The organism is Pseudomonas sp. S5D5, from assembly GCF_003013355.1.
GTDB classification, from domain to species: Bacteria; Pseudomonadota; Gammaproteobacteria; order Pseudomonadales; family Pseudomonadaceae; genus Aquipseudomonas; species Aquipseudomonas aylmerensis.
This window is the reverse complement of the sequence record NZ_PTEO01000001.1, coordinates 1,993,966-2,014,534: the sequence shown is the minus strand read 5'-3', so window position 1 is coordinate 2,014,534 and position 20,569 is coordinate 1,993,966. Positions and strand designations below refer to the sequence as shown.

Here is a 20,569-nt window from a genome sequence, read left to right as displayed (position 1 = left end):
CAGGACCTACCATTCGTAACCCACGCCAACCGCCAGCCCGACACTTCCCTGGGCACTGCCCGAACCATTGGCCTTGTACGCCCAACGACCATCCTCGGTGCGCCCCGAGAGGCCGACGGCCAAGGCTGACTGCCCCTCGTAGACCGACGTTCCCATGGCCACCATGCTCCTGCCCGGTGTCGACGCCACAGGTAAGGCTGCCATGGCCATCGCTGACGCGATGCCGGCGTAGGCATCCTGACGCACTGCACTGATCTGGCTGTCGGTATAGGCATTGGCCTGTCGTAGGGTACGGTCAGCGGCCTGGTTGGAGATCTGCGTGGCCTGGCCGAGATTGACGACATCGGTCGCCTCGCTGGCGGCTGATACGTTGGTGATTTGCCGCTCCGCACCCGGCGCACCCACTGAGACGGTATTCGCCCGCTGGGCCTGGGAGCCGGCGCCAAGCGCGACGCTGCCCGGCGCATCGGCATTGGCACCAGCCCCCAGTGCAGTGCTGCGAGGCGCTTGGGCCACAGCACCTGCCCCCACCGCAACGCTGCGCTCACTGCCGGCCTGGGCGTTGGCCCCGACAGCCACGGCCTTGCTACCCGGCGACACCGTTGCCTTTTCATTGCCTTGGGTGTCAACAGCGATGCCGGAGGCTCGTTGCATCAACTGCTTGACCTGCCGGTCGACGGCGTGGAGTTGTCGGCCATTGACGACATCGGTGCTGTCGACGCTCAAGGCACCCTCCTTCACACCCGTCAGAACACGAGGTCCCTGCGTACCCGTGAGATCGACACGAACGCCGTCAGTGTCCCGCGCCACCTGGATGTTCCGGTTGAGGGAGTCCTGGCGAACCAGGCCGACCTGTCCGTTGTTCACCTGCTCGCGCAAGCTGGCCATGTTCGCTGTGGCCTTGTCGGCCTTGCCGTTGACTGCATTCAGCGACGCGTCGAGTGTTTCGATAGCCTGCCCGACGTTGCCGGCCTGGACCTGGCCAACGGGGCCACCCTCAGAGTCGATCCGGGTCACAGCGTAGGCCGGTGCTTTCAACGAACCATCCGCGTTGACGGCAGCACCACCGCCCAGCGCATCAGCCAATGCCTGTCGGCCTGCGTGGTTCGCTGACTGTATGCGATCAAGCACGGTTTCACCATCCTCCAGCCCCTGCAATTGTGCTGCTGCGCGCTCCGCCACCTGGCCAACCTGACTAGCGAATGTGTGAGCAGCGTTTGCGGCCTCACGTGCGTCAGCAGCAGTGCCGCCAGCGGTATCGGCAGCATATTGCGCGGCATCAGCGGCGGTCTGGGCGAAGGCAGCAGCATCCATCGCGCCATCCGCCGTCCCCTGGGCCCGAACCGCTGCCGCCCGGGCTGCGTCAGCGGCGCTGCCGGCCTGCGATGCGGTGGTCGCGACGGTATCGAGCTGTCCCTTGTTGACGGCATCGGTTTGCGCAACACCGGCCGCCAGGTTACCGATACGTGCCGGCTCACCGCGATCAGCGCCACGACCCGCGGTATAAGCACCGCTAGACTCGTCCCACACAACGCTGTCGTCACGCAGCGCCCGGACATCCTCATCCAAGGCACCGAGTGCCGCGCCTTGGCGGTTCACAGCGGTGTTGACCGCGCCGGCATTGCGGTTCAAAGCAGTCAGCGCATCGCCCACGTTGTCCAGGGTTTGAGGAGCGGGCTGAACGCTGCCATCGGCGTTGATCTGACTGATTGCATAGGCCGGCGCCGTCGGCTGTCCATCGGCGCCCACGGTGGAGCCTCCTCCCAATGCCTTGGCGACGAATTCACTGGCCGCACCTGCGGCGCCTCGAATAGCCGCGTCAATGCGCTGGATGACAGTCTGACCGTCGTCCAGGCCCTTGAGCTGACCAGCAGCAATGTCGGCTGTGGCCTTGGCCCCATCGGCGGTGCGTTGAGCCGCGTCCGCTCCTTGCTGGGCATTGTTTGCTGCGCCCAACGCGTTGTCGGCGCTGGCCTGTGACGTTGATGCAGCCTGCAACGCATCGCTTGCCGAGCGCCCGGCGGCGTCCGCGGTGCCCTGGGCCTTGTCTGCCGCGTTGCGCGCAGACGAGGCCGAAGCCAGGGCGGTATCGGCGGACCTCTGCGCGGTTTCAGCGGTTTTCTGCGCGCCGGAAGCCGAGCTCAATGCCGTGTCAGCCGTGCCTTGGGCAGCATCTGCGGCGTGCTGTGCCCGGGCCGACGAGGCCAATGCGCTGTCAGCTGTACTCTGGGCGTTGCCCGCCACGCTTTGCGCGCTGGCTGCAGCGATCAGCGCTGCATCGGCCGTGCCTTGGGCCCTCTCAACCGCCTGATGCGCCGTGGAGGCCGTGCTCAGTGCCTGGTCTGCGGTGGAATTGGCGGCGTCGGCCGTGCGCTGTGCCGTGGAGGCAGCACCAAGGGCGGTGTCCGCCGTGCCTTGCGCGGCATTTGCGGCCTGTTGTGCACCAGCCGCCGAACTGACGGCGGTATCCGCGCGATCCTGAGCCGATTGAGCGGCAGTCTGCGCCCCTGTCGCCGTTGCCAATGCCGAATCCGCCGCGCTTTGGGCCGCGTTGGCGGATTGCCCGGCACCCTCGGAGGCGCTGAGCGCCTGATTGGCTGTAAGCTGCGCGGCATCGGCGCTTTTCTGCACCACGGCGGCCTTGTCCAGCGCCGTCTTAGCGGTGCCTTGGGCCACGTCGGCAGCCTTGTGAGAGCTGGCGGCTGCAGCCAAGGCGGCATCGGCGGAGCCCTGGGCGGCCGTAGCGGTTTCGCCGGCTCGAACAGCCGTGCCCAACGCCGTATCGGCAGAGCCCTGCGCAGCATTCGCGGCTTGTTGGGCGCTGGAGGCCGTGGTCAGCGCGGTATCGGCAGTGCCTTGGGCCGTCGCGGCGCTTTTTTGCGCTTCAGACGCCGAACTCAGTGCCGTGGTGGCTGCCCCTTGTGCGGCTTCGGCCGTCGTCTGGGCAGTGACTGCCGAGCCCAGGGCCGTGTTGGCGACACCCTGTGCGGTTTCGGCCGTCTGTTGTGCAGTCGCAACGGCCTCTTGCGCCTGTTCGGCGGTTCTCCGGGCAGAGTCTGCAGTTTTCTGGGCGTCAGCTGCGGAGTCCAGCGCGGTACTGGCCGTCCCTTGCGCCGCGCCTGCGCTCTTTTCGGCGCTGTCGGCCTTGGCCAAAGCGGCATCGGCAGCTGCTCGCACACCATCTGCCGCCTTACGGGCATCATCGGCACCGGCCAACGCCGAGCTCGCCTTGCCCTCTGCTGCCTCTGCAGTTCGCTGCGCCGTCGTTGCGGAATTCGCCGCCACGTCCGCTGCCGCCTGCGCGGCCTCGGCCAGTTGCTGCGCACCGCTTGCCGAACCCAGTGCCGAGTTGGCAGTGCCTTGGGCAGCATCAGCTGTCGCCTGTGCGGTTGATGCGGCTCCCAGCGCGGCAGTAGCAGAGCCTTGCGCGGTGTCTGCGGTTTTCTGTGCTGCATCGGCCGAGCTGGCGGCATCCTTGGCGGTGCTCTGCGCATTATCTGCAGTTGCCCGTGCTCCCGCCGCCGTTTGCAGGGCCGCGTCGGCCCCCTGTTGCGCTGTATTTGCCGTTTTGCGGGCTTCGTCGGCGGTGGCCTGCGCCGCGCTGGCACCAGCCAGCGCGCTACCGGCAAGGCTGTTCGCATTGTTGGCGGTACTTTCCACGGCGTCCAACTGGCCCTTATTTACCGCGTCAGTTACAGCCACACCCGCAGCCACATTGGCAATGCGGTTCTCAGGGCTGGCGCCTTCACTGGCCGTGTAGGCTTGCAGGTCCTTGTTCCAACGCAGGTATTTCTCGGCCATCGCCAAGCGGACTTGCTCTGCCGTTTCGTTGGCCAGTTGATCGACATCATTCAAGGCTTCCTGCGTACCTTTATGGGCCTGATCCAGGGCCTTGATCGCCCCCACCACCGATGTGGGCTGTGCCACGCCAGTACCCAGGCTGGTCAGGGAAAAGGCCGGCAGCACCACCTTGCCGTCCTTGACCGCAGTACCCTCACCGAGGGCATCCGCCACCGACTGAGTGGCCGCCAACTCCCGATCCCCGAGCTTCTGGATCGCATCGTAGGCAACGAATAACTGGGCGCCATTGACGCCATCGGTGCTGGTGTTGCTTACCGCCCCGGGGGCCATGTTGATCAGTTGGCGAGTCTGGCTGGCATTACCCAGGCTGACCACGCCCATGGCCGACGTACTATCGACACTGTAGGCAGTGCCATTGATCGTCACCGGCGCAACCGCCTTCAGGTTTTGCGTCGTTGAGCCACTGCCCAGTGCAACGCCGTAATTATGTTGCGCGCTGGCCTTGTTGCCCAAGGCAACCCCTTCATTACTGCTGGCCGTAACGCTGGCCTCGGAGCCCACCGCAACGCTGTGGGTGCCGTCCGCTTTGGCGTCGCGACTCGCGGCAAAAGCCCCGCCGCCACTGGCCGATGCACCGGCGCCCACAGCCGTGGCCCGCTCTCCCGCCGCCGTCGTATTTGCGCCGATAGCCGTGGCGTACTGATTCGAGGCCTGGGCGTTATAGCCGAATGCGTGGGCATAGTCAGCCAGGGACTTGGCCTGGAACCCCGCCGCCATGCCCCAGCGGCCGAGGCCTTGGGCCCCATGACCAATGGCAGCCCCGTCGGCGCTGGCTTGAGTACTCTCGTTACCAATCGCCATATTGCCGCCGGGCTGCCCGAGGATCACCCGACCGCTGTTGACGAACAGTTCGCCGCCCAGGGTCAGAGAGGTCGCCCCTACGCCAGAAACGCCCCCTGGACGGTAAAACAGTACCGAATCGGTCTGCGAACCCTTAGTCGCGGAATTACACTTGCCCGAGGCCTGATCCTTGAAGATCAGGTTTTGCGCCAGATACGTCGTGGCATTGCCATCGTTGTTCTGCGGATCATTCAAACTTACGCACTGGCCGTCCGCATTCGCGTTGATGTGCACACCATTCCCGGCATGGGCTGGTGCACTCAGCAATGCCGTTATGCCGGTCAGGGTCATGACCCCCCATATCGCCCAATCCAGTTGAGGGCGTGGTGACTGACAAGCACCAGGTGCATGGCAATAACGCATGCGAACCCAGTAGCGAATCGGATTTAACGGAGCTGATAGCAGGAACGCAAACGGCAAGACTGAACGCGACGTGACTTTCACAATAACTCACCCTGTAGCACACACATCGTCAGGTATGAGGCCTCACGAAGTGACATTGAAGCGCAGAAACAACAGCTGTCGGCGACAGCGTGCATGCACTCGTTCTGTAATGCCCGCACATGCTGCGAGCCGCCATGAATCGGGGTGAATTCTGTAGAGCGCTCGCAAATACCGATATCGGACTGCTCTTAAATTTCGGATCAGCGCAGACCGGAACCCGGACAGGGTTCAGCCACGATTTAGTCCCAGTCTTATATTTCTCTCACACCGCCTTTGCTCAAATGTGGCCTCACTACAACCACCGAGCATCAACAGATGGCAGCCCAAGTCATCGTTCCCTCCGAGCGCGCCCTGCAAAGCCTGGTCATCCTGGCCAGTGACGAGCAGTACGCCCATCGCGTAGCCACGCAGCTCAACGGGAGCCCCCTTTTTCATATCGAACACATCGATTCGTTGAGCGAGTTAATGACACGCTTGCGCAAGCAGCCAGTCGATATCATCGTCGCACAGGTTCACGCCGACCACGTCGACAGCTTGATGTTGCCGTGCTGTGTCAGTGACCTGAATGCTTCCGGGCTGCTATACAGCATTCCGCATATCGTCTGGACCGCACAGCCACAATCCGAACTTGCGCTCACCTCAGGGTTACTGACCGCAGGCATTGAGCAGGGCTGGACGCACACCCTCAATGGCGTCTCGACGGCAGCCCTGGCTTCCCATGCACGCCTAGCCAGGGCTTCAGGTATCCAGGTCGAGATCGCTGTTGAACAACAACCCGAACAGCTCCTAGCAATTATCAGTCAGTTGGCAAACACCGCCCATCCGGCGCCGCGCAGCCCAAACGAGGAAAAACTGGAGCAATTGCTAAATGACGATGAAGTGATTGCGGCCCTCTCCACAGGAGATGGATTAAGAGTGGTCTACCAGCCTCAATACGACCTGGTGACACGAGCAGTCGTCGGGGCGGAGGCTCTGATTCGCTGGCACCACCCGCAGCATGGAGATGTGCCACCCTCGATCCTGATCCCGATGGTAAATCAGCTTGGGCTGGATCTATTGCTGTTCAGCTTTATCGAAAAGACCGTGATCGACACTCTGGGCAAGTTAAACCGTGCAGGCATTGAGATCCCCATCGCCATCAACGCTTCAGCGCGAACGCTCTGCGCCTATGGCCTGGCCACGCGACTCGCGCAAAAGATGCACCGGGCGGGATTGCCTTGCAAACGCCTAAAAATCGAGCTAACCGAAGACCTGGCGCCCGACAGCGAACTCGCCCTTTCAGCCTCGATCACCGCTTTGCGCGCCAAAGGCTTTCGGGTCTCCCTGGACGACTTCGGTGCAGGTGCTGCAACGTTGTCGCTGCTGGCGCGCATGCCGTTCGACGAGATGAAGATTGACGGTGCCTTGGTACGTGCGCTGGGGCAGTCCGCACACTCTTCAGAAATCATCTCGGGCATCGTCGGTCTAGCCCAGCTATTTAATATCAACCTGGTCACCGAGGGTATTGAAGATACCGAGAGTATCGAGTTGCTGAGCAAGCTGGGTTGCAACGTTGGGCAGGGTTTCGCCCTGGCCCGGCCGATGGAGAGTGATGTCTTCCTGAGCATGATCATTGCGTAGTGATGCGTTCATGCGCATCGAACCTACAAATGTGATCTCACGCGCGCCGGAAGTAATCAAGGCGCTGCTCAATGATATTTACAACCCCTGCTGGAGCCAAATTGATAGATGGTCTTTAATCAACTGGTTAACCGGGTACTTTCGAGTGTCCATCGGCAACCATGAAAACCATACGCATAGCGATCCTTGATGATCATGCAGTGGTACGCCACGGCCTTGTCAGTCACCTCGCCGAAGAGTCGTCCATCGAGATTGTTGGCGTCTATGAGACCAGCCGTGAACTGATACGCGGCATGGCGACGATGCCTGCCAACGTCTTGCTGCTGGACTTTGCTCTGGGTCGGGATGAACTGGACGGTGTCTCCCTGATTCGCGCCTTGCGGAGCCGCTTCCCTGACTGTCGTATCCTGGTACTATCGAGCCATCATGAGTCGGCCACGGTGTCGCTTGCCTTGCGTGTTGGGGCGCGAGGGTTTGTAGGAAAGGATGAGGGCTTGGGAAGCCTGCTGAAGGCGATTCGTACCGTTGCCTCGGGCGCTATTTACCTGAGTGTCGACATGTCTTACCAAGTGGCCGATGCGGCCAGGCCAGACGAATCGACACAAATGTCGATCAGTGATAACGCCTTGCAGCGCGCCGCCTTGTCGGCGCGGGAGCAGGAAGTGATCCGCTGTTATCTGGAAGGCATGACCGTGACGGAGATCGCCGAGAAGTTCAATCGCAGCATCAAGACCATCAGTACGCAGAAGGCCACCGCTTTTCGCAAGCTTGGGGTCACCTCTAACAACGGCTTGTTCAAGATCATGAAAACCCTGGACTAGACATGATGACCAGGAACTGCGTTCGTTGGGGCGCCAGCCTGTGCCTGTTGATGGCCGCGACATGGGCTAATGCCGGCGCGCGATTTCCCGAACCTGATTTAAGCGTCGAGGAAAGAGTCTGGATCGAACATCATCCGGTATTGCGTGTCGCCGTAGTGGGCAGTCTTTCCCCTATCGAATACGTGGAGAACGGTCGCCTCAAAGGGCTGTCGGCTGAGTATTTGCAGCTGATTGCAGACAAGACCGGCATGAAGATCGACTATGTTGCAGCTCACTCGATTCAAGAGCGCATAGAGCTCCTGACAACTGGACAAGCAGACCTTATCTCCACCTTCAGGCTTAATGGGCCCGGTGTTAAAGACCCCCGACTCCTGCTAACTTCAGCCTATTTGAATACCACTACGGTCATCATCACCCGCATCGGACGCCCGCCTCTTTTCGAGGCTGAACAGCTGGACCAGCTGACCGTGACCCTGCCCTCCTTCGATCGATACAAAGATTTCCTCGCGACGAAGGCACCTGGGGCGAAATTGATCATCGGCGGCAGCGCCCTGACGATGCTGCAGCAAGTTGCCGAAGGCACCGCCGATGCTGCGGTGGCCACTGAAGCCTATCTGCTGCCGTTCCTCTATCGCCAGTTCCAGGGCCAATTGCAGATATCCGGGGTGCTCACCGGTATGGCGTCGCAAATTGGCATGGGCACTCGGAAAAACGAGCCTTTATTGCACTCAATCATCCAGAAGACGCTCGATTCGGTCACCCCTGACGAAGTTCGCGTCCTGCACGCCAATTGGCTGCGCGAACATGCCACCCAGGACCTGACGATAAGGGAAGTTGTGTCCCACTACCCTCATGAGATCGCGTTAATTGTCCTGGTGGTAGTGCTATTGCTCATCACGATTTACCAAACCCAGCGCATGCGCCAGCGTGCCGAGCGCAACGAGCGGGAAAAGGCGATGTTCCTGGCGGTCATGAGCCATGAAATCCGCTCGCCGATGAATGCGGTGGTGGCGGCCGTCGAACTGTTGCGTAACACACCGCTGGACAAGCAGCAACAGCACTTTGCCGACCTGGCCAACCACGGCGCGCAATCGTTGTTGAGGCTGCTCAATGACGTACTGGATATTTCCAAGCTTGATGCCGGGCAGGTCAAGCTCGAATACGAGCCGGTGAACCTCGGCACCCTGGTGAATAACATCGTTGACCTGCATCGCTTGCGGGCCCGGGAGAAGCATTTATCAATCAGCGTCGATGGCGAATCCCACCTGCCACTGTTGATGCTCGACAGCGCCCGCATTGGGCAGGTGCTGCACAACCTGCTGTCCAATGCCATCAAGTTCACCGAAATCGGCGGTGTGGAAGTTGCCTATGCGATCAGTGACCTGCCTTCGTCGCGCAACAAACAGTTGCGGTTGACCGTCACTGATACCGGAATCGGTCTGAGCCCGGAAAGCCAAGTGCGCCTGTTCCAGCCTTACAGCCAGGGAGCACAATCCTATAAGCGCTCAGGTGGCACAGGCCTAGGGCTGGTCATCTGTCGCGACCTGCTTAAACTCATGGGCGGCACCCTCACGCTGGACAGCTCGCTGGGCAAGGGAACGCGCGTTGAATTGTCGCTGACCGCGGAGTTGGCACCGCCCGACTCGACAGAGGCTGAAACCGTGCTCCCCGCCACGAACTGGTCAGCGACATCCGCACCAAAGCCCTTGCGCATTCTGGTCGTGGAGGACACCGTCGCCAACCAGGCGGTATTGCAGGCACAGATCGAGGGCTTCGGCTGCACGCCGGTGATCGCCAGGGACGGCGCCCAGGCCGTGGATTGCTTCGAACAAGGCACCTATGACCTGATCTTGATGGACTGTGACCTGCCGGACCAGGACGGCTACTCGCTGACGCGCCTGTTCCGCATGATCGAACAGGATGCCGCGCAAACGCGCTGCCCCATCATTGCGATCTCCGCCTCTACGGGCAACCAGCATGTCGCCCGGTGCTTTGATGCCGGCATGGATGGCATCCTCAGCAAGCCGATCAGCCTTGGCAAGTTGCAGGATGCAATCGAGCTATGGTGCGGCGTGACCCTGACGTTACTGCCACACCCCTTCGCCCAACGGCAACCTGTGGGCCACCAGCAGATCCTTGAAGCATTGGAACGGGATCTACTGGCGCTGCTTGAAGGGATGGTTCTGCGCAATCTGGAACCGGCCCTCCACGCAGCCCACCGTCTTCACGGCGCAGCACTCAGTGTCGAATGGCCAGATGTGGCCCGCCAAGCGGGACAGCTGGAGGCCCTTCTCAGGACTGCCACGCCGTGGAGCGACCCAACCTACGCCACGACCTTACAGGAACTGCTTCTTGGGTTTCGCTCCACCAGCTTCAGTCACCCCGTTTTCGACCCGCCCGCCCCCCCTCCAGCAGATTGAGATTCTGGTCTGTGAATTAAGAGCAGTCTGATTTAATTCACCGCCCTCCCCTCCGAAAATCGGTCTTGTCAGCTAAAGACAAACTCAACCACTCCCAAGGCTTGAATGATGGATCCTTTGCACGAGATTCAAAGACGGCAACTAAGGCTGATAGAGTCCGCCTCCGTTAACGAAGCTTGCGCCGTTGACTTGCTGAGTCTATTGCGCAAGTTGACCGCCGCTGAAGCCAGTAATGTCCTAAATATCGTCACGCTGCTGCAAAGCGAGGCGGAATTTTTGCGCGAACTTTCAAAGGAAATGGCCACGCGAGAATATGAGGCACTGATCAGTTAAACCCCTGCCAAATTTCTCCATCCCGGCAGAGAAGCTGTTCAGCTTTGTCGCTCGTACTGAAGGTAGATGTTGGAACTGCCAGGGCGATTCAGATTGCTCAACCGGTTGAAAGGATCGTTGGAGTGAATCAGCGAGAGATTGGGAATGCAGGTTTGGGAGATGATCTGGTCGGCCCGGGTCTCATTATTCGCGATCAGTTGAGAGGTGCCGCCTAGCGCTTCATGCGATAGCGCGTAAAACGACGACAGCGATGGCTGGTTATCAAGATCAACGAGTAGGGTTCGAAGACCTGCATCGGCGCAGAACGCGCCTAGATTGGCGCCTACCGTGGTTTTACCCGGTCCGCCCTTGGTTGAAACGATTGCTGCGATTTTCATACTGCTTGCCTCTGAATCGAAGGATTAGAGACAGCTTCATAAAGGTCAAGCTATAGGCTGATTGTCAGGAGAAAACGCCCTGAACGAAAAAAGCCTGCATCTCTGCAGGCTTTTCTCAATGTCTGGCTCCACGACCTGGACTCGAACCAGGGACCCAATGATTAACAGTCATTTGCTGGCTGTTAGGCGCACAGGGGCCACGAAAAACGTGGTGGAGAGATGGGATTGCTGCATAGCGTGATTCGCATGAATGCGTCACGCCAGGAAAGTTAGTCGGGTTGGGTTGGCTTGTCAAAGCTGTGCAAATTAATGATCTGTAAGAAAAGGAGACGGTCGTTGTCAGCTACCCGGAGACGAGGCGTCTCAATGATCTACTTTCTCGAACTTATCTGTGTGCACATTTTTGCAGCCAATGGGAGCCTTATCCTTCTAGCTTAACCCAGGCCGTTTTTCCTTGGCATCGGCATAGCCATACTCTTTTGGAACGCTGTAAATGTCGGGAATTTTCGGCCAGTCTCCGGCCAGAAATATCTTTTCAGCGTCATCCACTATCGCATCAAAAAAAGCTAGTCAACTCCATCGCGCGGGTCCTATTGCTGCCACCGGCAAGACCATCAACTACAAAAAATATACATCTGGAATATTAACCGCTGACAACTACAGCATCCAAGCCCATAGGCATAATGACTTCCGCACGACCTACTGGTCTAATCCTTTCAAATTACAAACATCAATGAAGTCTGACATAGAGACTTCCTGTTCACCATCTTCGCCAGCGATCAAAACGTCTTGCACAATCACCATTTCTCTTGAAAAGTCCAAAACCACATCAAAGCTATTGAATTCAAACTCTCGTTTATAGACGTTCTCAGAACTACGCTTCTCGTCAATGGCGCTCTGTAGCCCCCCTCTAACATGAGCATCTAATTCCTGCTGCACAAATCGCTCTATAACATTCATATTCATCAACCAGCCCTTAATAGGGATACACAGTGTGAATGACACCATCGCGAACATTCACATGGATGGATTTGACTGCGTTCCCAGCTTTATCCGTCCCGATGACCTTCCCAAGGTCGTACTGAACCACATACCCACCTGGTCCATTGGGGGTTACTTTTCCATATCTCAAAACATTATCGTTGTTTCTGCCCCAAGTCATGAATGCCGGCCATTCGTGCCAGAAGACAGTGAATTACTTTTTTCTTAAACTTTTCTCTCGGCCATATTCGCCCTCTAAACTATCATAAGAATCAATTAGAGCCTTTGCGATTCTAGCTTCGATCAATGAGCCGGAAGCCAACTCACGCAGTTCTCGCATAGAAATAAAATTAGCATTTAGATACATCTCGAAATCCTTCTTAAGAGCAGATGATTTCACTGCAATCACACCAAACTCTTCATAGGCGCTTTCAAAAGACTCCTCAGGGTCAGACCCCATTTACCGCTTCGACTTTAGTACACCCTCAATTTTTCCGCGGCTAGGGAGCCGTCCAAACGCCCCCCTTATTCTTACGACTTTATCTCTGATCGCCAAGAGCAACAAGAAGCTTATGCTCTAATTCTGTAGCATAGGCGACAGCGCTTAAATCTTCTGCAAGCACTTCTTTATTTCTACTGAGGATATCAAGCATCTTCTCGGCGAGTACAGCATACTGCCCCCAAACTGAGCCGGACAGCTCTGAAGTTAACTTCAGTAGCTCTGCATCATCCCAATACCCAACCAATACATCTTTATCTAACTCAGAAACTACCATGGGTAGCAACCTCGAAATATACATCTCCTGCCTAACAGCCCTACACAGGCCCCCAATTTCCAATTCCGAAATCGGGGTATCTAATATAGACATATGCCATAACTCCAGAGCTGAGGGGTCAGGTCCGAGCTCCCATTTGAAACCTTTACTTTCGTCAATATCACGGAATGTCTTTTTCATATTCCAGCACCATCTAAAGCATGGATGCCTCAGGGTCAGACACCATTTACCCCACAGTATTTTCCGCCAAGTCCTTGCCGCCAATGGCAAGAGCGCCCGCATCCATCTTGCGACCAAGAGCAGCCTCTGGAGCAATGGGGACAGATTTATTTATCACTCAAGCTACGCAGCAATCGAATAGGCCTCGGCCGATCTCTGAGCAATAGTCTGAGGTAGAGAGTATTCTGTCCACATTCACACATATGGAACAGAAGCTCCAACAATCATAGAACTTTAATCCATTCGTAATTGTTCCGCAGCGAGGGAGCCGTCCAAACAGCTCCCTTCAAACTCTCTCCTTTCAAAATGCATTTATTTACGAAAATTCAAATACAATTCTTTTTATCCTGCAGGTATTTCTCCATATATTCACTTGGTGAGGAATCTGTTCCAAAAAAATGCAGTTCACCAGTATCTTTATCGATAATGAAAGGTCCATTACCTGCCAATTGCGCAGAGGGATTTCCTGTCTTGAGATATTCCTCTGTTTGAAAACAAAAGAGCCAGCCACCAGAAAACTCTTCCTGATGCGATATACCCAAAGCCACCTCTGAACCTTGCAGATACTCCAAAGCCTTCTTTAGTGCGTCCTCATAAAGAATCATCAATTAGTCCTCAATAATTGCAGGGTTTTGTAGGGTGCAAGATTTGCTACCTTTCCTGTCTGCCCATCCAAAAAGCGAACCACTCCGTTCTGATTGACCACGTTAAATACGTGTCCAGGCTGGCCAGGACCGTACGAACCAAAGACGATACCTCTAGCCCCTGCTCCTGACGCTGACATCTGCTGAGCAATTTTTTCAGAGCTTACGACAGAGCCAAACTTAGTTCCGAACTGCTTCTCCAGTACCGTCAGAGGGACACCATTTTTTGAAAAAATTGGAAGTGCAGATGCAGGGTTACCCGCTAATGTAGCATCAGTTGCAATGGAGCAATTTACGCAATTATGGGTCCGCCCAGCCTCAGGAAAACCAGGATTTACATTTTTTATCGAACCCGCAGTCTCTGAGGTTGCAGAACCTGCAGTTTTTGCTGCGAGTTCATCTGCTGCTTTAATGACAGGCACGCCTGTGGGGGTGGCCCTTACCAACCCTTGTAAGAAATTACCAAAATTGCGAACCGCATTCCCGAGACTGATGACCGAAAGCGCAAGAGTCGCCTTATTTTCGTCATCAAGCCGGCTCCGCTCAGACTCCGTTTCAGTGTACAACACGTTACGAAGGTCAGGAGCTCTTGAGAACATAAAGCCGTCAACGAAGTCGATCGCTTCAGGTTTGACGTTCTCTATCCCCTTTCCATGAGCGCCCTCTACACGCATGGCAAGAACAACGTCGTCGACCGTCAACTTACTGAAGTCGATGCCCAAGTCGCATAGCTGTGGGTTGTCGCGACAATGATCCAGAGCCTGCTCGGCCATCTGTTTCGCAGCAGTCTCATGAAGATCATGGTTGTACTGAGTGGCGCTTTTGGCGATGGCAACACCTTTATCCAAATCGCCATCCACTGCTGCTGCAGCGACCAAGCCGGTCAATTGAGATAGAACCAGCCTCAGCTGTTTATTATCCCGGCCCAGGTCCCCCATCGAGCTAACCAAGACTTCATTGAGCCCGGCAGCCGCAGCACCTGTCTTGAAGTCGCTGCCGGTCAGCTCTGCCAACAAGCCCCCCATAATCGCGTGAGCCACCACTTTTTGGACGCTTCCGTCTGGAAAACGAATGGCGTTATCACCGATCCAGTTGAAGCCGGAGGCCATGGCCATATTGCCGGCCTCACCCATCAATGCGGCGCTGAAGTTGCTGCCGAAACTGCCTCCACCAATGGCCGAGGACACCCCGCTAGAGATAAGCGCCCGCCCAACGGTACGAGTTGCCGCATCCGTCGCATTGCTCCAACGAAAGATATCTTTGGAAGGATTAGCCGCACTTAACGCCGAACCATCGGTGGGTTGAATCCCCTGTGCGGCGGAACCCGCCCCATCGGCGGCGGTGAACCATTTCTCGTCGGCATAATCAAGGAAACCTGCAGTGAATCCTGCAATTGCGGCGCTCTTAAGGCTACCCGCGCTGAACGTCTCTTTCACCGCCAATCCAAGGTTGCCCTTGTTATCAATGGTGCTCGTAACCGCAGTGGTCCCGAGGCTGGTCGCCACAGCCAGATTGGCTCCCTGCAGACCAAGGCCTGCTGGGCCGAGGATGAAGGACATCAAGATTGCGATAGCAATTTTGGCACCCGCACCCAATCCTGAGGACTCGTACTTGAAGCTATCGTGAATCTCTTTGACCTGACGCCAATCGATATCCCCACGTGCTTCTGCCTGTTTCATCCAGGCGAGGTTGGGATCCGCCTGAACCATTGCATCGATGGTCTGACTCACGCTCTGCTGATCGACTTGCTTAATGTCAATACGAATTCCGTCAGCAGCTTTGATAACCAGTTTTCCTTGGGCAATCAGAGCACTCTGGCGCAGAGTTTCGTCGGTCTTTCCTTCGCCCTTCATCTTGTACCAAGCCAAGTCACCCTTGCTCTTGGTATGGCTCTCATCGTGGAAATCCTTCACACCCTCAAACACGATGCGGCCACCGCTATCCAGCGTCAGGTCCTTGCCGCTGTCCAGGGTTGCCACTTGATAACGTTGATCGCCGCCACTCTTGAGCGTGAGATTGCCGCCCGTCTTGATTTCACTGCCGACGTTTGTGTGCTGCGTCACCTCATCCCGTTTCGCCGCGTTACTCCCCCAACTGCCTTTCTTGGTCATGTCATAAAGGGAGTAGTCGCGATTGAGCTCAGCCAGTAAATTCAGCTGGTTACCGGCAACCAGATACGCCTCATTACCGGCGTTGATTTTGCTGGCCACCATTGTCACGTCGTTCAGCGCAGCGACGTTTACATCTCCACTGGCATCAATCGTCGTACCCTGCTGCCGAATATGGTCTTCATCCTGATTGATCTTCTTGCCGCTGCGTTTATAGCGGTACTCACTTGATTCTTCGTTGGCAGCCGCCAGGAGGTTCACATCCTTGCCAGACAGGTTGACGTCGCTCCCCGCCTTGACATGGCTGGCGACCATCGTCAGCTCATTCGTCGCCACAACATCGAGATCCCCACCGACCTTGATCTCACTGGCATGCTGCACCGTCTGGCTTTGTTCCCAAAAATGCCGTTTGTCCTGACGCATCGACCCGGTTTCTTCGCGAGCCGCCGCAATCACCACATCATTACCCGCGCTTAACTCCGCGTTCTTGCCTGCCGTAATGGCCCCGCCCACATTCAGCAGGTCGCGAGCGGCATGCATCGTCAGGTTGTTTCCGGCTTCAATGCTCGCAGCGCTATCCACAACAGCAGTCTTGGAGCTGAACCCTTTTCCACTGTTTTCAATCGTGGTGATGCTCCGGTCGTTGCGGATATCGCCGGTCAACGTGCTCAGGTCAACATCCTTGCCTTTGAGGATGCCGCCTTGCATATTCACCAGGTCCTTGCCCGCGACCAGCTTGAGCTTTTCACCAGCCTCGACCAGCCTTGTATTCACCAGGTTATTACCCGCCGCTGCCGACAGGCTTTCACTGGCGCGCAAGGTCCCGGCGTTCTTCAAATCCGCACCGGCAATCAGCGTCACATCCTTGCCTTGAATCAGCGCGCCATCCGCCGTCAGGCGGTTGTTCGCCTGGGCCATGTACAACACGGGCACTAACACGTGCTCACCATTGACCACCTGGTCTTCCATCCAGACGATGTCGTGGGTCAGTGCGGCGACTTGTTGGGAGGTGAGGCTTACACCCACGGAAAGGTTGAGTTGATCCTTGCTGGCAATGGCGTTGTTCATCAGGTACTTGAACATGCCTTCATCGGTGGTCTGGCCAGCGATGAAACGTTGGCCGGTTCGGGCAGTGACGGCTTGTTGGATCAGGCGTTGTTCGTAAAGGCCGTCACCCAGGCGTTTCCAACTGGTTTCAGGGTCGTAACCGAGTTTGCCCAACAGGTAATCCGAACTCATAAATTGCTTGAGGTCGGTGAAGGCAGAGTTGGTTTCGACCAGGTATTTAGGGCCAACAAACACGCGACTGGCGTCCGAGCCCTGGATGTTGGCCTTGCTCAGGTCCTGGATGTTTTTGGCTGCAGCGGCGCTATCGACCACATGGAACAAGCCGTTCGTACCGCTCGGCAATGTGAAGCCCGGCAGGTTGGTCGGGTTGACTTGTTGCTGTGCCAGGTCAGGTGGTAGCTGTGGGTTCAGCACGACCACGGCGGGTTTGGTCACCGCAGTAGCACCGCCTTTGTCCGAAACCGGTGTAGGCGGCGCGAACTGTACGATGCTGCTGTTTTCCAGCTGTTGGGTCGCCTGGATGCTGATGTTACCGCCCGCTTGAATCACCGAGGCGATCGGGTCGCCCGGGGTCACGGTGGTGGTATCACCTACCAGGCTGAAGGAGTTGAGTGCGCCAACCGGCAATACCTTGGGGTTGGGTTGGGCGTTGTAGGGGTAGATCCAGTTCGCACGGAAGCGGTCATCGGTACCGTCAGTTATGCGGCCTGTGTTCCAGGTACGTGTACGCGTGCTGGTGCCGGTAGTCGCGCCGATGTTGGCGAAGTTATCAGCGGTGATCACCAGGTCGGCACCCGAGGCCATGGTGCTGTATTTATTGAGCACGCTTGACCCGTCGACAGTCAGCTTGGCACCACTCTGAATTGAAGAGCTGGCGGAATCCGTTGCCACCACACTCTTGGAGACTTCATGTGCAACGTAGTCGACGTTGTGATGATCACCACCGCAGTCGTAGCACGTCACGCTGAGGTAGCCCGACACCGCCTCGTCGACCGTACTGAACACGTCCTTGCGGTTGATCACGTTGTCGCTGCGCACCAACACATCGTTGGTGGCTTCGATATGGCTGGAGATGTTTTCCAACGACGCACTGCGTGCCACACCGTCGCGAGCCATCATGCTCAGGCCGCCCAGGCTGTAGATATCGGCGTAGTAATTGGTCAGGTTCTTGAAGCGCAACGCCATGTCGCTGCCGCTGAAGATCAGGCCGCGGTCGTTACGTACAGCTTCGGCGTTCAGATCCACCTTGCCGGCACCACCGAGGGTACCGGTGTTGATGACGTTGGTCGCGGTCAGGGAGAACGCCCCGCCACTGGTGATGCGCCCGGCATTGGTCCACGTGTCGCCCTTACCGGTGAAACTCTGGCTGGCGGCTAGCTTGCCGGTAGCTGCCTGGTTGAACTGGCCTACGGTGACGTTGAGCACATCAGCTTGAACGTCGGTGCTGTTGTCCCAGGTCGCGGCATCGACGGTCAGTGTGCCGGCAGTGGCAACGCTTCCGCCGATATTGCTGAACTTCGCCAGGTCGACGCCAAAGGTCCCAGTGCCGACGTGCTGGATATTGCCATCCGTGTTGTTGAAGCTGGCCATGCGCAACGAGACGTCATGGTTAGCCGCTTCGATTATGCCGCTCTGGTTATCCAGCAATTGCTGGCTGGCCACGCTGGCGGTGCCTTGTTGGCCGAGGGAACGCAACTTGCCGTTCTGGTTGTTGATGGAGGCGGCGCCGATCAACAAACCGCTGGAGCCTTCGACCAGGCCTGACTGGTTGTTCAGTACGCCGGTCAGGCCGAAGTCGATGGCGTCGGCGGCCGCACGGCCTTGGGTGTTGTTGAGGTCGTGAGCGCGTACCACCAGCTGTTGCTTGGCCAGCAAGGCGCCGCCTTGGTTGTCGAGGGTGGCGGTGGTGATCAGGGCATCGCCATTCAGGGCAGACACTTGGCCGCCGTTGTTGAGCACGGCCTGCTGGGCACCGAGGTCGAGCGACTGAGCCTGAATCAGCCCTGCCTCGCCGGAAATGTTGAGCGACTTGCCATTATCCAATACAGACGCCAGGGTGGTCTTGAGCTTGCCCGCGACACTCGCCAAAACTCCCCCACGGTTATCGACGCTATCGGCATCAATAGTGAGGTCGCCTGTTTGCGTGATGACGCTACCGTCTCGGTTGTTGAGCCCCTCGCTCAACGTAGCGGTAATACCGCGCTGGCTGAGCAGGCTGCCGGTGGTGTTGTCCACCGCACCGCCGTTGATCGTCAGGCCCTGCTGGGTGCTGATAATGCCTTTGCCGGTGTTGATCAATTGCTGGTGGGCCGTAAGGCTCATGGCATTGGCGGACGCGATGTAGCCGTCAAGACTGTTATCAAGAGTGTCGGCTACCAGCGTGAGCTGGCCCTGGCTGATCAACTTGCCGCCTTGCTGGCTGAACGTTTTGGCCGTGGCGAGGATGTCTCCCTGACTGGTGATCTGACCCTTGGCGTTTTCAATGGTCGTGCCATCAAGGGTCAGGGTGTTTTTGGCGGTGATCTTGCCGCTGGTGTTGTCGAGGCTGGCTACATCCAGGCCGAGCGTGTCCTGGCTGCTGATCACGCCATCAGTGTTTTTTACCGCCGCCGCGTTCAACGTTTGCTCGCCGCCGCTGGCGAGCGTGCCTTTGTCTCGGTTATCGAGTGTGCCGCTGAGGTTGGTCTTGACCGCGCCCTGCCCCGTCAAGGTGCCGCCACGGTTGTCCAGATCCTGCGCGTCAAGCGTCAGGCGGGTGTTGGCTGAAAGCGTACCCGCCCGGTTGTCGAGCGCTTCCGTGGCGGTGGCCTTGAGGTCGCGGCTGGCGACAACGCTTTGGCCACGGTTGTCGATGCGCTTGGCGGTGAGCATCACGTCACCCGTCTGGTTGCGGGTGTTCTCCGGGGTGACACCGGCTTCGATCATGCCCAGGTTTTCAAGCTGACCCGCACTGGTCAGCGCAACGCTGTCTTGGGCAGCGATGGCACTGCGATTGGTCAACGTACCTTGGGTGGTCGCTTCAACGCGGGTGCCGGCGTAGATCTTGCCCTGGGCATCCAGGCTCTGGGCCTTGATGACAACCGCTTCGGCGGCGGTGGCTTGTACCAGGCTCAAATGACCATTGGCATCCAGCTGCATGTCGCCGCCACTGGCGAGCATCTTGCCGTCGAGCTTCACGCCTACGCCGGCTTCGCTGCTGACCAGCTTGATTGCGCCGGCGTACATACCGCCCAACGCCGAAGAGTCGATGGCCAGTTGAGGGGCGGTCGCCGGGTCAGCGGCACGTGCCGTAGTTTTCAGGGTCTTGGCATCGACGTCATTGGCGCCGGCGATGATCGTCAGGTTCTTGGCCTGGATCTCGGCATTGATCTTGGCCGAGCGGGTGATGATCTCGAAACGATCGATGTTATTGACGTTGAGCCCGGCACCTTCGATGGAAACGCTGCCTTGATCGACCTGATAGCGGCCGACCTGGCCGTTTTCAATCACTGCTTTACCGGTGGTCAGCGTCGCCTGCGGCGTGTTGATAAACCCGCAGCCGTTGCAGGTGATGCCGTAGGGGTTGGCGACGATCACATGCGCCGACTGCCCCGCCACTTCGGTGTAGCCGCGTAACTGGCTTGGGCTACCGCCATTGACTTCATTGAGGATGGTGCTGGCGGCGCGACCGTTGAGGTTCGAGTTGCCAAGGATGATCCCGCCCAACTGCGTGGACTCGGTGCGATTCGTCGCGTTGTTGAGGATGAGCCCGTTGGCGCCGACGTTGTAGTCCTTGAACTGGTTGTGCGACAGCCCGCTGCCATTGGGCGCCGCGATATTGACGATCGGCACGCCATTCGCGGCCTGGCCCAGGCCGGTGCCGGGTGCACTGACCACAATGCCGTCCGCTTGCGCCAACAACGGTTGCCAGAACATGGCGTTGGCCAGCACCAATGCCAACCCGCGTTTGGGCAGCCCCAAGAAGTTGGAACGATTTTTCAGGGCCGCAGAAGGTTGGCGCGCAAGGAAGGCAAACTGGCGAACGTCCATGTGATGTCTCGATGCCCGAAGGGCGGTA

Annotated in this window: 10 protein-coding genes and 1 pseudogene; 4 read left to right on the top strand and 7 right to left on the bottom strand. The window is 57.9% G+C overall.

The window, feature by feature from the left end; genetic code table 11:
* Positions 1-6: 6 nt before the first annotated feature.
* Positions 7-4,968 carry a YadA-like family protein gene (locus tag C9990_RS09500; protein WP_177410326.1) on the bottom strand — a complete coding sequence of 1,654 codons (4,962 nt, stop codon included), beginning with the start codon at positions 4,966-4,968 and terminating at the stop codon, positions 7-9.
* Positions 4,969-5,460: 492 nt separating this feature from the next.
* Here C9990_RS09500 and C9990_RS09495 point away from each other — a divergent pair, with 492 nt between their 5' ends.
* From C9990_RS09495 to C9990_RS09480, 4 genes are all read left to right on the top strand, one after another.
* The gene (locus tag C9990_RS09495; RefSeq protein ID WP_106803101.1) at positions 5,461-6,765 is read left to right on the top strand and encodes an EAL domain-containing protein; all 1,305 of its coding nucleotides are present in this window, start codon (positions 5,461-5,463) and stop codon (positions 6,763-6,765) included.
* A 161-nt stretch (positions 6,766-6,926) separates the two neighbouring features.
* Positions 6,927-7,586 (top strand): response regulator transcription factor, encoded by a 660-nt coding sequence (locus tag C9990_RS09490; protein WP_106803100.1) that lies wholly within the window; start codon positions 6,927-6,929, stop codon positions 7,584-7,586.
* 2 nt (positions 7,587-7,588) lie between these two features.
* Positions 7,589-10,006: an ATP-binding protein gene (locus tag C9990_RS09485; protein WP_106803099.1), complete on the top strand. Its 2,418-nt coding sequence runs from the start codon at positions 7,589-7,591 to the stop codon at positions 10,004-10,006.
* Positions 10,007-10,114: 108 nt separating this feature from the next.
* On the top strand, positions 10,115-10,339 hold the full coding sequence (locus tag C9990_RS09480; RefSeq protein WP_065904340.1) for a hypothetical protein: 225 nt from the start codon (positions 10,115-10,117) through the stop codon (positions 10,337-10,339).
* An 89-nt stretch (positions 10,340-10,428) separates the two neighbouring features.
* On the opposite strand, the pseudogene C9990_RS09475 reads toward C9990_RS09480, so the two are convergent.
* From C9990_RS09475 to C9990_RS09445, 6 genes and pseudogenes are all read right to left on the bottom strand, one after another.
* Positions 10,429-10,716 (bottom strand): annotated as a pseudogene (locus C9990_RS09475) (ParA family protein); the annotation flags it as partial.
* Positions 10,717-11,415: 699 nt separating this feature from the next.
* Complete coding sequence (locus C9990_RS09465; protein ID WP_106805618.1) at positions 11,416-11,682, bottom strand: hypothetical protein; 267 nt, start codon at positions 11,680-11,682, stop codon at positions 11,416-11,418.
* Between the two features lie 229 nt (positions 11,683-11,911).
* Positions 11,912-12,157: a hypothetical protein gene (locus C9990_RS09460; RefSeq protein ID WP_106803098.1), complete on the bottom strand. Its 246-nt coding sequence runs from the start codon at positions 12,155-12,157 to the stop codon at positions 11,912-11,914.
* A 79-nt stretch (positions 12,158-12,236) separates the two neighbouring features.
* On the bottom strand, positions 12,237-12,653 hold the full coding sequence (locus C9990_RS09455; RefSeq protein ID WP_034107736.1) for a contact-dependent growth inhibition system immunity protein: 417 nt from the start codon (positions 12,651-12,653) through the stop codon (positions 12,237-12,239).
* A 365-nt stretch (positions 12,654-13,018) separates the two neighbouring features.
* Positions 13,019-13,297 carry a YrhB domain-containing protein gene (locus C9990_RS09450; protein ID WP_034107737.1) on the bottom strand — a complete coding sequence of 93 codons (279 nt, stop codon included), beginning with the start codon at positions 13,295-13,297 and terminating at the stop codon, positions 13,019-13,021.
* Positions 13,297-20,541: a DUF637 domain-containing protein gene (locus tag C9990_RS09445; protein WP_106803096.1), complete on the bottom strand. Its 7,245-nt coding sequence runs from the start codon at positions 20,539-20,541 to the stop codon at positions 13,297-13,299. The genes C9990_RS09450 and C9990_RS09445 overlap by 1 nt, the downstream gene beginning before the upstream one ends.
* Positions 20,542-20,569: the final 28 nt, after the last annotated feature.